Genomic DNA, 14287 nt, shown 5'->3' with positions numbered 1-14287 from the left:
GTAAGGTGCGTTGAATGATATGCAGAAAACAAATGCAGTACCAGTAACTATATTATGTATAGCACCCATACTCATCTTATTTACAATTATACTTTCGATTTTGTATGGGGCAAAAAGTATTGACGCTGAAACAGTGTGGAACGCATTATTTCATTTTGATTCAAGCGATGTAAATCATAATATTATTATTACTTCACGTTTACCAAGGGTAGTTGCAGCTCTTTTAGTCGGAGCATTTCTAGCCATATCAGGAGCACTTATGCAGGGGATGACAAGAAACTATCTTGCATCCCCTTCTATTATGGGTGTGACGGATGGCGCTGCCTTTGTTATTACACTTAGCATGATTTTTCTTCCGGGAATGTCATCAATTGGTATGGTTGTATGTTCAATGATTGGTTCTGCACTAGGAGCCGGTATCGTATTTGGTTTTGGTTCGCTCCTTCAAAATGGCTTATCACCAGTTAGGTTAGCGATTATAGGAACAGTTATTGGAACATTTTTAAGTAGTGTATCGGCTGCAATGGCTTCGTATTTCCAAATTTCTCAAAATGTTAGTTTTTGGTTTAATGCAAAGTTAGATCAAGTAGATCCTAATATCATTAAAATCACGATACCGTTTGGGATAATTGGAATAATTTTAGCATTGTTAATATCAAAATCTATTACCATTCTTTCATTAGGCGAAGAGGTTTCTATTAATTTAGGGCAACGTACAAAACTAGTTAAAGCGATGGCAATTTTATCGGTAATTTTCTTAACAGGAACAGCAGTTGCTTTAGTGGGGAAAGTTGGTTTTGTAGGTTTAATTATTCCGCACATTACGCGCTTTATAATTGGGGTAGATTATAAGTGGATTTTGCCATGTGCAGGTGTTATTGGTGGCGTTTTCTTAGCGTTATGTGACGTTTTGAGTAGATTTATAAACTATCCATTTGAAACACCTATTGGAGTCGTTACCTCTTTAATTGGAATTCCTTTCTTCCTTTATTTAATCCGTACTAGAGGAGGAGAGAGACATGCTTAAAAGTTCAAGTCAACGTTTCGGAATGACGATGGGGATTATTATATTTTTAATACTATGTGCTATTTATATTAGTTTAACAAATGGTACGTTCGACATTACGATTACAGATGTATTTAAAACACTTTTTAGAATTGATCCAGTACCAGAACATGATTTAGTTATTTTTGAGTTTCGCCTTCCGCGCATCGTAATTGCTGGATTAGTAGGATTAGGCCTTGGTGTTGCGGGTGCCGTTATTCAAGGGATTACGAGAAATGGGTTGGCGGACCCAGGTATTTTAGGCGTAAATGCCGGAGCAGGAACAGCGATTGTCATTTTTATGTTTTTCTTTCAAGGGCAATTAAAAAGCACAGACTGGGTTTCTATTATGATGATGCCAATGTTTGGTTTAGTAGGCGGATTAGGTGCAGCTATCATCATTTATCTGTTTTCTTGGAAAAACGGTAAATTAGATTCGCAGCGACTTTTATTAACAGGGATTGCAATTGGATCAGGATTTGGAGCCTTTTCTATGTACTTATCACTCAAAATGAAGTCAACTGATTTTGAAATGGCCGCAGTGTGGGTGTCTGGAAGCATATATAGTGCAAACTGGAAGTATATTGTGGCTATGTTACCATGGCTTATTATCTTAATTCCGCTTATACAAAAGAAAGCTTATTTATTAGATTTATTTCAATTGGAAGAAACGAGTATTACAAGTTTAGGTGTTTCAGTAGAAAGAGAGAAATCGATTTTACTATTAAGTAGTATCGGGCTTGTGAGCGCATGTGTTGCTGTTTCAGGGAGTATCGGTTTTATTGGCTTAATGGCACCGCATATAGCGAAAAGGCTTGTCGGTATTCAACATAAGTATATAATTCCTACGTGCGGCGTAATCGGAATGTTTCTTGTAATTGCTTCAGACTTTATTGCGAAAACAGTTTTTACACCTGTAGAGCTACCAGTTGGAATCGTTATTTCTATTGTCGGTGTACCGTATTTCTTATATTTACTTTATAAGGCGAAAGCGTAAGAGGAGGAATAAAAGTGAGTATTTTAAGTGCAAAAAATTTAGAAACAAGTTATGAAAAGCTTACAGTGTTTCGCGATTTAAATGTGGAAATACAAGAAGGAAAAGTAACGACAATTATAGGTCCAAACGGTTGCGGTAAATCGACATTGTTAAAAACAATGGGAAGAATTTTAAAACAAAAAAGCGGTAAAGTATATTTGCAAGGACAGGATTTACATACAATTCCAACGAAAGAAATTGCGAAGCAGTTAGCTTTACTCCCGCAAACTCCAATTGCACCAGGTGAGCTTAAAGTGGAAGAATTAATTTCTTATGGACGCTATCCACATCGAAATAACGTAAATAAGTTAACGACAAAAGATAAAGAAATGATTGATTGGGCATTAGATATAACGAAAACTTCTGAATTTCGAACGAGACAAATTGCAAATTTATCAGGTGGTCAAAGACAAAAGGTATGGCTAGCGATGGCATTAGCACAAGAGACAGAAGTGTTGCTATTAGATGAGCCAACTACATACCTTGATATGTCTCATCAATTAGATGTATTACAAATTGTGGAGAAGTTAAATAAAGAACATAATTGTACGGTTGTTATGGTATTACATGATATTAACCATGCAGCAAGATTTTCAGATGAAATTATTGCAATGAAGGAAGGAGAAATTGTTACAACTGGTAGCCCGGAAGAAATCATTACAAATGAAGTGTTAAAAGAAGTATTTCATATTGATGCACGTGTCATGATTGATCCGTATAACGGGGCTCCTGTTTGTTTCGGATATGATAGCGTTGTATCTCAAGAAGAAAAAATCGAAATATATGTAACAAGTTAAAAAAGAGGGGGAATAGGGTGAATACTACAGTTGAAAAACAGCAGATTATAACATCTAATACAGAGCAGTGGAAAATGTATTCAAAATTAGAAGGTAAGGAATATCAAATTCATATTTCAAAGCCGAGGCAACCAGCACCGGATTCAGGATATCCTGTCATTTACGTATTAGATGGCAATGCCTTTTTTCAAACATTTCATGAAGCAGTTAAAATACAATCAGTAAGAGCGGAAAAAACCGGTGTTTCACCAGCTATTATAGTAGCAGTGGGTTATCCAATTGAAGGCGCATTTTCAGGGGAAGAAAGGTGCTATGATTTTACGCCTAGCGTAATTTCAAAAGATGCCCCTTTAAAACCAGACGGTAAACCGTGGCCTAAAACAGGAGGAGCACATAATTTCTATACTTTTATTGAAGAAGAACTGAAACCACAAATTGAAAAGAATTTTGAGATTGATAAAAGTAAGCAAACGTTATTTGGACATTCTTTAGGTGGACTATTTGCTCTTTATATACTATTTACAAACTTAAATGCTTTTCAAAATTATTTTATTAGTAGTCCATCTATATGGTGGAATAATAAATCCGTACTTGAAAAAGAAGAGAACCTTATACATGAATTAAACAATGCTAAGTTTGAAACAGGAGTGTTCCTTACAGTTGGGTCACTAGAACGAGAGCATATGGTTGTAGGTGCAAATGAATTATCAGAGCGCCTTCGCCAAGTAAACCACGATAAACTTAAATTTAAGTTTTATGAAGCTGAAGGGGAGAATCATGCATCTGTTGTGCCGACGTCTTTAAGTAAAGGGTTGAGATTTATTAGTTACATATAGGAAAAAAGGTTATGGATGAAACATTCCATAACCTTTTTTAATATGTAGAATTGTCCTTTTTGAAAGTTTTGTTTCAACTTTTCGTCTAAAGAGACAAAAAGTTGTCACAAAACGGTCACAATTAGCATAAACATAAAATAGACGAAATGAACTTATTTCCAAAAAGGCTTGGTTTATTCCGATCATGATTTGTAGAGCTGAAAAAGTATGGATGAAAAGTTCACTATATTCCCAAGGAGGTAGATCGTATGAAAACTATTCTTGCTATCGCTGGACTTATTTGGGTTCTATCGCATGGCATCCCAATTTATGAAGGAGAACAAATTCGCAGTGCTCTGAATAAAAATTTTAATGAATATCATATCATTGACCGGCAAGATAATGTTGTAACAGTTCGAGTAAATGACTGTTTTCATACGGTAACCGTTGAAGGAACTTCAGTAGTGAATGATACAAGAGTATGTGATCAACAATAATTATATATGGAAAGAAAAAATTCTTGAATTAAATATCCGAAAATTAAGATTTTAATATTGTAGACGAAGAATAAGCGGGGGCGGGTAATCCCCGCTTATTCTTGTTTCACTTTATTGAATTTTGATGAGAGATATAATGATTTTTTTGACAAAAAGGAAAGGGTATACTGAAAATTGAGATTAAGAAGCTAATGCGTTGTTAAGAATAATCATAAAGCGTAAATATACTCTTATGGGGTATCGTGCGTAGATATTTAATGCTATAATTGGTATACTCATAAAAACAATTGTTTTATTGGGTGAAGAGAAACTTTAAGAAGGTGATAATATGGATCATAAAGAGCATGAAGCAGTAACACATAGATCAGAAAAAGAAAAAGAACAGATTATAAATAGATTAAAGAGAATTGAAGGACAGGTCCGCGGTATTCAAAATATGATTGAAAATGATCGTTATTGCGTGGATATTTTAGTGCAAATTTCAGCGATTAATGCAGCGATGAAAAAAGTAGGAATGGGTGTATTAAAAAACCATACAAGTCATTGTGTTTCAGGTGCTATTAAAGATGGCAATGGTGACGAAGCAATTGAAGAATTAATGACTGTATTTGAACGTTTTTCAAAAGCGTAAAAACAAGCTAGTATGTCACTGGCTTGTTTTTTTGTTTACCTTCATAATAAGATCTCGGCGTATTGATGTGAAAAAGTGTGTGTAAAATAAACTTTTAGAAAATAATTGAAAAATCATGATATAAAACCATTGATTACCTTAGGGGGGTATGGTAAGATGTAATTGTGATTAACAAACAATGAATAAACAAGAGGAGGATTTTAAATGGAACAGTTAACATTACAGGTTGAAGGTATGTCTTGTGGACATTGTGTAAATGCTATCGAAAGCAGTGTGAAAGAGCTAAACGGTGTTGAACAAGTGAAGGTTCAATTAGCAGAAGGAACTGTTGAAGTTACTATCGACTCGTCTGCCGTAACATTAAAAGATATCGTTGCTGTAATCGAAGACCAAGGATACGATGTTCAATAATTATTTTTAGATATGGAAATAAATCGTACTTTAGATGAAGTACGATTTATTTTGCTAATCATTATACCTCATAAGGGTATATAGAGGTGAGAGACATGAATGAAAAAAAAGAGGCCAATCTTCAAATATCGGGAATGACATGTGCGGCATGTGCAAATAGAATTGAAAAAGGTCTAAAAAAAGTAGAAGGTGTTCATGAGGCAAATGTAAATTTTGCACTTGAAAAAACAAAAATAATGTACGATCCAACTAAAACAAATCCGCAACAGTTTAAAGAAAAAGTTGAATCGTTAGGATATGGAATTGTAAGTGATAAAGCTGAATTTACTGTTTCAGGAATGACATGTGCAGCATGTGCAAATAGAGTTGAAAAGCGTTTAAATAAGTTAGATGGTGTGAACAAAGCGACAGTAAATTTTGCTTTAGAATCAGCTACAGTAGACTTTAATCCTGATGAAGTTAATGTAAATGAAATGAAGAGTGCGATTACGAAGCTAGGATATAAATTAGAAGTGAAACCAGATGATCAAGATGCATCAACTGATCATCGATTACAAGAAATTGAAAGACAAAAGAAGAAGTTTATTATTTCGTTTATTTTATCTTTCCCATTATTGTGGGCAATGGTTAGTCATTTCTCATTTACGTCGTTTATTTATTTACCAGATATGTTAATGAACCCTTGGGTGCAACTAGCACTTGCAACTCCTGTTCAATTTATCATTGGTGGACAGTTTTATGTTGGAGCTTATAAAGCGTTACGTAATAAAAGTGCGAATATGGATGTTCTCGTGGCGCTTGGAACGTCGGCCGCGTATTTCTATAGTGTATATTTAAGTATTCAATCTATTGGTTCTTCGAAACATATGACAGATTTATATTTTGAAACGAGTGCGGTACTTATTACATTAATTATTTTAGGTAAATTATTTGAAGCGAAAGCAAAAGGGCGCTCATCAGAAGCAATTAAAAAATTGATGGGTTTACAAGCGAAGACAGCTACAGTTGTGCGAGATGGAACAGAAATAAAAATTTTGATTGAAGAAGTAGTAGCTGGTGATATCGTCTATGTAAAGCCTGGTGAAAAAATACCAGTAGATGGTGAGATTGTAGAAGGAAAGTCAGCAATTGATGAATCGATGTTAACGGGTGAAAGTATTCCTGTTGATAAGTCAATTGGGGATGTAGTAATAGGTTCGACAATAAATAAAAATGGATTTTTAAAAGTGAAAGCAACTAAGGTAGGAAGAGATACTGCATTAGCTCAAATTATTAAAGTAGTAGAAGAGGCACAAGGTTCAAAAGCTCCTATTCAAAGGGTAGCAGATCAAATTTCAGGTATTTTCGTACCGGTTGTAGTTGTGATTGCGATTATCACATTTGCAGTATGGATGATATTTGTTACACCTGGTGATTTTGGCGGAGCACTTGAGAAAATGATAGCAGTACTTGTTATTGCTTGTCCATGTGCATTAGGTCTTGCAACGCCTACATCTATTATGGCAGGATCAGGAAGATCGGCTGAGTATGGTATTTTATTTAAAGGTGGAGAGCATTTAGAAGCAACGCACCGATTAGATACGGTTATTTTAGATAAAACGGGTACAGTGACAAATGGGAAGCCGGTATTAACAGATGTAATTGTAGCAGATGGATTCAATGAAAATGAACTGCTTAGATTAGTAGGGGCAGCAGAAAGAAATTCTGAACATCCGCTTGCAGAAGCGATTGTAGAAGGAATTAAAGAAAAGAAAATTGATATCCCAAGTTCAGAAACGTTTGAAGCGATTCCGGGATTTGGTATCGAATCAGTTGTAGAAGGAAAACACTTATTAATTGGTACACGTCGATTAATGAAGAAATTCAATATTGATATTGAAGAAGTTTCTAAATCAATGCAAGCGCTAGAACGAGAAGGAAAAACAGCAATGCTTATTGCAATCGATAAAGAATATGCTGGTATAGTTGCCGTTGCAGATACTGTGAAAGATACTTCAAAAGCAGCTATCGCAAGACTGAAAAAAATGGGTCTAGACGTTGTGATGATTACAGGAGATAATACACAAACTGCTCAGGCAATTGCAAAGCAAGTTGGTATTGATCACGTAATTGCAGAAGTATTGCCAGAAGGAAAAGCAGAAGAAGTGAAAAAACTGCAAACAAATGGTAAGAAAGTAGCGATGGTTGGAGACGGGATAAATGATGCTCCTGCTCTTGCTACAGCGAACATTGGTATGGCAATTGGAACGGGAACGGATGTAGCGATGGAAGCAGCGGATATAACGTTAATCCGTGGTGACTTAAATAGTATTGCTGATGCGATATTTATGAGTAAAATGACGATAAGAAATATTAAACAAAATTTATTCTGGGCATTAGCTTATAACGCGTTAGGAATTCCAATTGCGGCATTAGGTTTCTTAGCCCCTTGGGTTGCTGGAGCAGCGATGGCATTTAGTTCTGTATCCGTTGTATTAAATGCATTACGATTACAAAGAGTTAAATTAAAATCTTAAAAAGCTACATTAAGTAATTGAATAGAATTAAAAAACAATACTTGAATAAGTATTGTTTTTTTGTTCGTATAGAAATTAAAACGATATAATAAAGCAGAAATATAGAATCGTATGTAGTAGAAAAGTTAAGAGGTAGTTTGGTAAGGAGACTTATATATGTTAAAAGATATTATAATTAGAACATTCCAGAAAAAAGATTTAGATCAAGTATTACAATTGTTCTATGAAACAGTTCATACGGTTAATGCAAAAGATTATAATGAGTTACAGCTACAGGCGTGGGCACCGGAGCGACTAGATAGAGAAAATTGGTTACAGTCTTTAGAAAAGAATATTAGCTATGTAGCCGATCATAAAGGTATGATTGTGGGGTTTGGGGATTATAACGATGATCGTTACGTAGATCGTTTATTTACGCATAAAGATTATCAAGGGAAAAGAGTCGCTTCATACATACTACAGAAGTTAGAAAAAGAAGCAGTGAACCTAGGGCATAGGGAGATATATACAGAGGCGAGCATTACCGCAAAACCTTTTTTTGAAAGTAAAGATTTTATTTGCATAAAAGAACAAAAGAAACAGCATAATGGTCAGATTTTTATTAATTATGTTATGAAAAAATATCCTTCTCATAAATGAGAAGGATATTTTTCATTATTTTACAGCTTCTTTTAGTTCTTTACCAGCTTTGAAAGCAGGTACTTTAGAAGCTGCGATTTGCATTTCTTCACCAGTTTGTGGGTTACGGCCTGTACGAGCAGCTCTTTCGCGAACTTCGAATGTACCGAATCCGATAAGTTGTACTTTTTCACCAGCAGCTAAAGTGTTAGTGATTGATTCTACTACAGTTTGTACAACTACAGTAGCTTCTTTTTGAGAAATCTCAGCATTTTGTGCTACGTTTTTAATTAATTCTGTTTTGTTCATGTTTTTCACCTCATATGTAAATAATGCTATTTAAGTTGTTATTATAACGTATAAAACATTCGAGAACAAGTGTACGTACATATATTCGCAAAAAAAATGAAATTTGTAATATTTTTAGGGTTCTTTATAGACATTCTATTTAAGCCGACAGAGATTTGTTCTTCATTTCAGTCTTCTCTTGATAAGAAGATAGTTTCTTATTATAAGATATGAAGTAAGGTAGTGCTACAAATAACATACCTCCTACTAAATTTCCAAAGAAAACAAAAATAAAGTTTGGAAAATATTCAGCCCAAGTGAAATGACCGGCAAAAATTGCGGCTGGGATGACAAACATATTTGCTACAACGTGTTGAAATCCAATCGCAACAAAAGTCATAACTGGGAACCAAATACCGATAATCTTTCCGATAAATTCTTTACTTCCCATACTGAGCCAAACAGCTAAACAAACGAGCCAATTACATCCGATTGCAGAAATAAATGCTTGCAATGGTGTATCTTGTAGTTTCACTTGAGCGATAGAAATAGTTTTCGCTAAAAAAGCTCCTTCAGTTAAGCCAACGATATGACCGAAAAAATAGGCTACAAATACAGCTCCTATGAAATTGCTAAATGTAACAATAACTAAATTTCGTATGAAATAAAATAAAGTAATTTTCTTTTGGAGCCAGGCCATAGAAACTGTCATCATGTTACCAGTTACTAGTTCACCGCCTGCAAGAATAACGAGAATAAGACCAACAGGGAATACAGCAGCGCCTAGAAAACTAGAAAATGATCCCCAATATTTTGGCATTGTCCCAATAACATGAATATCGAGTAAATACCCTAATGCGATAAAAGCACCGCCAAAAAAACCGAGAATTAGCATAGGGAGTAATGATAAATGAGCTTTTTTCCTTCCGGAATTCGCAGCAAGTTCCGTAATTTCTTCTGGTGTAAATACAGACATGAATAACCCCTCCGTAATAAAATGATGGAATGAATAGAAAAAATTTCGAAAATCTATGTATTATAAAAATATGTTATGACTTCTGTATAAAATTGTCAAAGTGAATAGAGAGGGAATTACATATTGATAACATTGTTCATGTTGTCACATGAATGTAACAATAAGGATTTAAAGTGTTTCTAGAGGTGAAAACATGAATACGAATCATGTAAAAAAAGAACGAAAAAAATCAATCGTAAAGATATTTATTATTAGTTTTATAAGTATATTAATGATACCAGTAAGTTTGTATTATTATGCGACAGAAATAGAACGAAAACTAGTAACAGTTACGTGGAATGAAATAGAAGCTTCTACAATTCCTAAAGAGTTTAATAATAAAAAAATATTGCAGTTTTCAGATGTACATTTAGGACCAGAGTTTACACTGAAACAACTTGAACATTTGGTGGAGAAGATGAATGAATTACATCCAGATATAGTAGTTTTTACCGGAGATTTAATAGATAAATTTGGTTCTTATAGTGCAGAAAGAGAGGAAGCGAAGGCTATTTTGCAGAAAATTTATGCTCCCTTAGGGAAATATGCTGTGTTTGGGAATCATGATAGGGGCGGGGGCGGTAGTTTATTTTACAAAAGATATATGGAGGAAGCTGGTTTTTCTGTATTAGTAAATGAAGTGCAGAAAATTAAAGTGGAAAACGGCAAATATATTACAATATCAGGTTTGGATGATTTTCTATTAGGGAAGCCGAAAATAGATTCAACTTTAAAAAACTTGAAACAAAATGATTTTAACATGTTATTAGTACATGAGCCGGATGTTGTAACCAAAATAAATCGTTACCCAGTTGATCTTCAACTGTCAGGACATAGTCACGGAGGACAAGTCCAAATCCCTTTTGTAGGTCCGTTAATTACTACCAAACTAGCTGAGAGCTATGTTGAAGGTATGTATGAAGTGGAGGGGAAGAGTAAGCAGTTATATTTATATGTAAATCGTGGTATTGGGACTACTAGGATGCCTGTTAGATTTTGTAGTGTACCTGAACTTTCAGTTTTTGTGTTGAAGCAAAAGAGTGACTAGAATATTTAACAATATGATTCGGAGGAACGTGCGATGTTGGGCGATGGAAAACAGTTTCTTGAAACTTTAGATGTGACAAAGTAGTTTTCATAAATAAAAAACAACAATAGGACCTATAAAGGGTCCTATTGCTGTTTTTATCCTGCATTGATTGCCCATAAATGTCCGATTGATGGGGGCTAATTATAGTTTTACTTTGTTATTTTTGCAAGGAAAGACCATCAAAATATGTTCTATAGTTATTTGAGAATTCGAAGTTGTTTTTTGCATCCCAATTAATAGACCAAGACATTAGGCCGCGGAATGCAGGATAGCCACTCTGGTTAGAAAGTTTATACTTTCCTCCGAACGGAACTCCTTTAATGATATAATTTAAAGCTTTTTTCATTTCAGTTGGCGAAATGTATCCACCACTTGGAGCTGCCGCTGGTGCTGCTGGAAGCCCAATCATGACTTGATCTGAACGAAGAGCTGGGAAAATGTTATTTGCATTACCACCTACAGGAAAACCATGTAAGAGCATATCTGCCATAGCGACCTCGTAGTCTGCTGTACCTTGATTGTAGTTATTACCGTCCATTCCAATCCCGCTACCAGCGTTGTAATGTTGAACATGAATGTATGTTAGTTTATCTTTCACTCCGTAAATAATTGGTAAATATGCACCCCATATGCTTCCATATGCGCTATAACCGCCTTGAACATAAGCTGTTTCAGGAGCCATGCTTAATAGAAAATCTGGACCATAATGATCTGAGATTGTTCGAATAGCTGATATAAGATTTACGATTTGGGGAGTAGTTGGATTTTTGAAATTAGTATCATTTCCGTTTAAGTAAATACCTGATTCAAGGTCAATATCTATTCCATCAAAACCGTATTTATCGATTAGAGACTGTATGGAATTAATAAAACGATCCTTAGCGGCATTGTCAGGAAGTAAAACGACTCCATTTTGTCCACCTATTGAAAGAACTACTTTCTTTCCTTTACTTTTTAAATAAGAAATATCTGATTTGAAGTCTGCATCTGTACCATACACAGGAGAAAATTCAACAGTGGAACGATCACCACCAGTTTCACCAAAAGATACATTGATTACATCCCATTTTGGTGAAACGTCTTTTAATTTAATAATGCCAGTACCGTTATCAAAGTTATGCCAATATCCAACGAGTAATTTTGAACCTAAATTGTTTGCTGCTTGTGCTTGGAAAGGGGATAGCGGTAGAAGTAAGAACATTACTAAAATACAACAAAAAAATTTGAACTTGTTTAACATATCAACACTCCTATACAAAAAGTTGTCTAGATGTATAATCTTGTTTATTTAATAATATCTGAAAATTCTTTCTTTTGTAAGGGGACTATAATTTTCTCAACAATTGTGTATGGGAAAGTATTAAACCTAATGTAATAATTTTTGAAGAAGGTTGAATTGCAATTGTTAAATTCAGAATATTTTGATATATTTTAAAGTATAGGACAAAATCTTTCGCACAGTACTCTTACATAAGTTTCAAAATTTAGTTTGGAAGGGGATGTACAAGATTTGGATAAAAATCTAAAGAAAGACCTCAAAATACGCCACATTACAATGATTTCAATTGGCGGTGTAATAGGGGCTGGTTTGTTTGTTGGAAGTGGTGCAGTTGTACATTCGGCAGGACCAGGTTCTATCGTTTCATATGCATTAGCAGGACTTCTAGTCATTTTCGTCATGAGAATGCTAGGAGAAATGGCAGCTGTTAATCCGACAAGTGGTTCATTTGCAACGTATGCAAGAGAAGCGATTGGTCCTTGGGCGGGTTATACAATAGGCTGGTTATACTGGTTTTTTTGGGTAATTGTTATTGCAATAGAAGCCACAGCAGGTGCTGGTATTATCCAATATTGGATTCCACAAATACCGCTTTGGTTATTAAGTTTAATATTAACAATTTTATTAACGCTGACGAACGTTTTTTCGGTGAAATCATTTGGAGAGTTTGAATATTGGTTTTCTTTTATTAAAGTAATAAGTATTGTTTTGTTCCTTTGTCTAGGTCTTGCTGTTATTTTAGGATTTGTTCCAGGAACAGAAGCACCCGGCACTTCGAATTTAATTGGACAAGGTGGATTTATGCCAAACGGTATAAGTTCGGTCCTGCTTGGGATTACTGTTGTTATATTTTCATTTATGGGATCAGAGATTGTAGCAGTAGCCGCAGGTGAATCTGCAGAACCTGTAAAAGCAGTAAAAACAGCAACAAACAGTGTGATTTGGCGTATTCTTGTATTTTTTATTGGGTCTATAGCGGTAGTTGTTACGCTACTGCCATGGAATTCAGCAAACATATTAAAAAGTCCATTTGTAGCTGTACTTGAACATATAGGAATACCAGCGGCAGCACAAATTATGAATTTTATCGTTTTAACAGCTGTACTTTCTTGCTTAAATTCAGGCTTATATACAAATTCAAGAATGCTTTTTTCAATGGCAGAAAGAGGAGATGCTCCAAAGTCATTTTTAAAATTGAACAGTAGTGGTGTTCCCGTTCGAGCGGTTTTATTTGGAACTTTCTTCGCTTATATTGGAGTTGTGTTTAGTTACATTTCTCCAGATAAAGTCTTTTTGTTTTTAGTGAATGCATCTGGCGGGATTGCGTTACTAGTTTATCTCGTTATTGCAGTTTCGCATTTAAAGATGCGTAAAAAAATGGGGAAAGTAGAACAACAAAATTTGAAAGTGAAAATGTGGCTTTTTCCGTATGTAACGTATGTTACAATTGCTGCTATTATAGCAGTTTTAGTTGCGATGTTCGCAATTGATACTTTACGTTCACAAGCATTTTTAACAATGTTTGTTACTGTTCTTATAATACTTTCTTATTTTATTTTTAATAGAAATAAAAATATCACAGTTTTGCATCCTAAAAGTAAGAATGAGGAATCTGTTCGATTCTAATTTTCTTATTTTCGAAGAGAGTTACACCCAATCATTGCTATAAAAGAATCATATATAATCATAGAAACAAGTAATTACTATTGTCATAGTGAATATAAACTTTTTTCTTGACTTTTTATACGAAGGCGAGCAAAATGGTAAAAAAGGAAGGGGGGATGATGATGGAAGAGTATGTATTAGAGCTGTATAACCTGTTATATACGACAGAATGGCAAGATATTGTTTCGTTTCTAGGAATCGTATTTTGCATGAAAATTGTAATTGTATATATGGAAGAGCAAGGTATGTTCTATTCCTTCTCATCTCCGTTCGATGTGCAGCGCGAGCCGTTGCTAAACTATGCCAATGTGAATTACGAACAATTTCCTTTTGTAGTTTTCTTTATGATTCGATTTATTACAGCAATTGTAAGGAAAAAGGAAAGTGACGATGAAGAGTGCCACTCAACTTGTAATATAGCGAATGTTTTTTAAGCTAAATACAAGGAGGAGATTTATATGTGGTTTCGATTTCTTATGATTGGTTTCTTTTCATTAACAGCAATTTCATTAATGGGATATCAAGTGTCTGAAATTTTTCAAGCATATAGCGATACATTTTTTAACAAAAACTAATCGCATTGC

Annotated in this window: 15 protein-coding genes; 12 read left to right on the top strand and 3 right to left on the bottom strand. The window is 34.5% G+C overall.

Annotated elements, in window-relative coordinates:
- Positions 1-19: 19 nt before the first annotated feature.
- From NST90_RS17495 to NST90_RS17455, 9 genes are all read left to right on the top strand, one after another.
- A complete protein-coding gene (locus tag NST90_RS17495; protein WP_006922226.1) occupies positions 20-1027 on the top strand; it encodes an iron ABC transporter permease in 1008 nt (335 codons plus the stop codon).
- Positions 1020-2042 carry an iron ABC transporter permease gene (locus NST90_RS17490; protein WP_000920450.1) on the top strand — a complete coding sequence of 341 codons (1023 nt, stop codon included), beginning with the start codon at positions 1020-1022 and terminating at the stop codon, positions 2040-2042. The genes NST90_RS17495 and NST90_RS17490 overlap by 8 nt, the downstream gene beginning before the upstream one ends.
- 14 nt (positions 2043-2056) lie before the next feature.
- A complete protein-coding gene (locus NST90_RS17485) occupies positions 2057-2878 on the top strand; it encodes an ABC transporter ATP-binding protein (RefSeq protein ID WP_000025764.1) in 822 nt (273 codons plus the stop codon).
- A gap of 17 nt (positions 2879-2895) precedes the next feature.
- Positions 2896-3714 carry an alpha/beta hydrolase-fold protein gene (locus tag NST90_RS17480; protein ID WP_025708999.1) on the top strand — a complete coding sequence of 273 codons (819 nt, stop codon included), beginning with the start codon at positions 2896-2898 and terminating at the stop codon, positions 3712-3714.
- Positions 3715-3962: 248 nt separating this feature from the next.
- A complete protein-coding gene (locus NST90_RS17475) occupies positions 3963-4190 on the top strand; it encodes a hypothetical protein (protein WP_025708997.1) in 228 nt (75 codons plus the stop codon).
- Positions 4191-4518: 328 nt separating this feature from the next.
- Positions 4519-4821: a metal-sensing transcriptional repressor gene (locus NST90_RS17470; RefSeq protein WP_000349636.1), complete on the top strand. Its 303-nt coding sequence runs from the start codon at positions 4519-4521 to the stop codon at positions 4819-4821.
- Positions 4822-5025: 204 nt separating this feature from the next.
- A complete protein-coding gene (copZ, locus tag NST90_RS17465; protein WP_000436973.1) occupies positions 5026-5232 on the top strand; it encodes a copper chaperone CopZ in 207 nt (68 codons plus the stop codon).
- A 95-nt stretch (positions 5233-5327) separates the two neighbouring features.
- Positions 5328-7748 carry a heavy metal translocating P-type ATPase gene (locus NST90_RS17460; RefSeq protein ID WP_283748067.1) on the top strand — a complete coding sequence of 807 codons (2421 nt, stop codon included), beginning with the start codon at positions 5328-5330 and terminating at the stop codon, positions 7746-7748.
- 156 nt (positions 7749-7904) lie between these two features.
- Positions 7905-8387: a GNAT family N-acetyltransferase gene (locus NST90_RS17455; RefSeq protein WP_000910167.1), complete on the top strand. Its 483-nt coding sequence runs from the start codon at positions 7905-7907 to the stop codon at positions 8385-8387.
- Between the two features lie 15 nt (positions 8388-8402).
- Here the strand turns inward: NST90_RS17455 and NST90_RS17450 are convergent, their stop codons facing one another.
- The gene (locus tag NST90_RS17450) at positions 8403-8675 is read right to left on the bottom strand and encodes an HU family DNA-binding protein (protein WP_001043904.1); all 273 of its coding nucleotides are present in this window, start codon (positions 8673-8675) and stop codon (positions 8403-8405) included.
- Positions 8676-8814: 139 nt separating this feature from the next.
- Positions 8815-9630, bottom strand: a complete 816-nt coding sequence (locus NST90_RS17445; protein ID WP_016123260.1) for a formate/nitrite transporter family protein — start codon at positions 9628-9630, stop codon at positions 8815-8817.
- Between the two features lie 193 nt (positions 9631-9823).
- On the opposite strand from NST90_RS17445, the gene NST90_RS17440 reads away from it, so the two are divergent.
- Entirely contained in the window at positions 9824-10717 is an 894-nt protein-coding gene (locus tag NST90_RS17440) for a metallophosphoesterase (RefSeq protein ID WP_025708992.1), read from the top strand.
- A gap of 199 nt (positions 10718-10916) precedes the next feature.
- Here NST90_RS17440 and NST90_RS17435 read toward each other — a convergent pair whose 3' ends face one another.
- Positions 10917-11999, bottom strand: coding sequence for a chitinase (locus NST90_RS17435; protein ID WP_000932436.1), 1083 nt, complete (start codon positions 11997-11999; stop codon positions 10917-10919).
- A 270-nt stretch (positions 12000-12269) separates the two neighbouring features.
- Here NST90_RS17435 and gabP point away from each other — a divergent pair, with 270 nt between their 5' ends.
- Positions 12270-13664 carry a GABA permease gene (gene gabP, locus NST90_RS17430; RefSeq protein ID WP_000360111.1) on the top strand — a complete coding sequence of 465 codons (1395 nt, stop codon included), beginning with the start codon at positions 12270-12272 and terminating at the stop codon, positions 13662-13664.
- A gap of 134 nt (positions 13665-13798) precedes the next feature.
- Positions 13799-14137, top strand: a complete 339-nt coding sequence (locus NST90_RS17425) for a hypothetical protein (protein WP_002026213.1) — start codon at positions 13799-13801, stop codon at positions 14135-14137.
- The last annotated feature ends 150 nt before the right edge of the window (positions 14138-14287 follow it).

Origin of the sequence: Bacillus sp. FSL E2-8900 (genome assembly GCF_037966225.1) — a bacterium.
Classification (GTDB): Bacteria; Bacillota; Bacilli; order Bacillales; family Bacillaceae_G; genus Bacillus_A; species Bacillus_A cereus.
Note: the sequence above shows the minus strand (reverse complement) of the source record. Positions and strands in the feature narration are given on the sequence as shown.

What these genes read in the sequence shown, in the direction of transcription:
- NST90_RS17495 (WP_006922226.1), top strand. Translation starts at nt 20, where the DNA reads ATGCAGAAAACAAATGCAGTACCAGTAACTATATTATGTATAGCACCC.
- NST90_RS17490 (WP_000920450.1), top strand. Translation starts at nt 1,020, where the DNA reads ATGCTTAAAAGTTCAAGTCAACGTTTCGGAATGACGATGGGGATTATT.
- NST90_RS17475 (WP_025708997.1), top strand. Translation starts at nt 3,963, where the DNA reads ATGAAAACTATTCTTGCTATCGCTGGACTTATTTGGGTTCTATCGCAT.
- NST90_RS17470 (WP_000349636.1), top strand. Translation starts at nt 4,519, where the DNA reads ATGGATCATAAAGAGCATGAAGCAGTAACACATAGATCAGAAAAAGAA.
- copZ (WP_000436973.1), top strand. Translation starts at nt 5,026, where the DNA reads ATGGAACAGTTAACATTACAGGTTGAAGGTATGTCTTGTGGACATTGT.
- NST90_RS17460 (WP_283748067.1), top strand. Translation starts at nt 5,328, where the DNA reads ATGAATGAAAAAAAAGAGGCCAATCTTCAAATATCGGGAATGACATGT.
- NST90_RS17455 (WP_000910167.1), top strand. Translation starts at nt 7,905, where the DNA reads ATGTTAAAAGATATTATAATTAGAACATTCCAGAAAAAAGATTTAGAT.
- NST90_RS17450 (WP_001043904.1), bottom strand. Translation starts at nt 8,675, where the DNA reads ATGAACAAAACAGAATTAATTAAAAACGTAGCACAAAATGCTGAGATT.
- NST90_RS17445 (WP_016123260.1), bottom strand. Translation starts at nt 9,630, where the DNA reads ATGTCTGTATTTACACCAGAAGAAATTACGGAACTTGCTGCGAATTCC.
- NST90_RS17440 (WP_025708992.1), top strand. Translation starts at nt 9,824, where the DNA reads ATGAATACGAATCATGTAAAAAAAGAACGAAAAAAATCAATCGTAAAG.
- NST90_RS17435 (WP_000932436.1), bottom strand. Translation starts at nt 11,999, where the DNA reads ATGTTAAACAAGTTCAAATTTTTTTGTTGTATTTTAGTAATGTTCTTA.
- NST90_RS17425 (WP_002026213.1), top strand. Translation starts at nt 13,799, where the DNA reads ATGGTAAAAAAGGAAGGGGGGATGATGATGGAAGAGTATGTATTAGAG.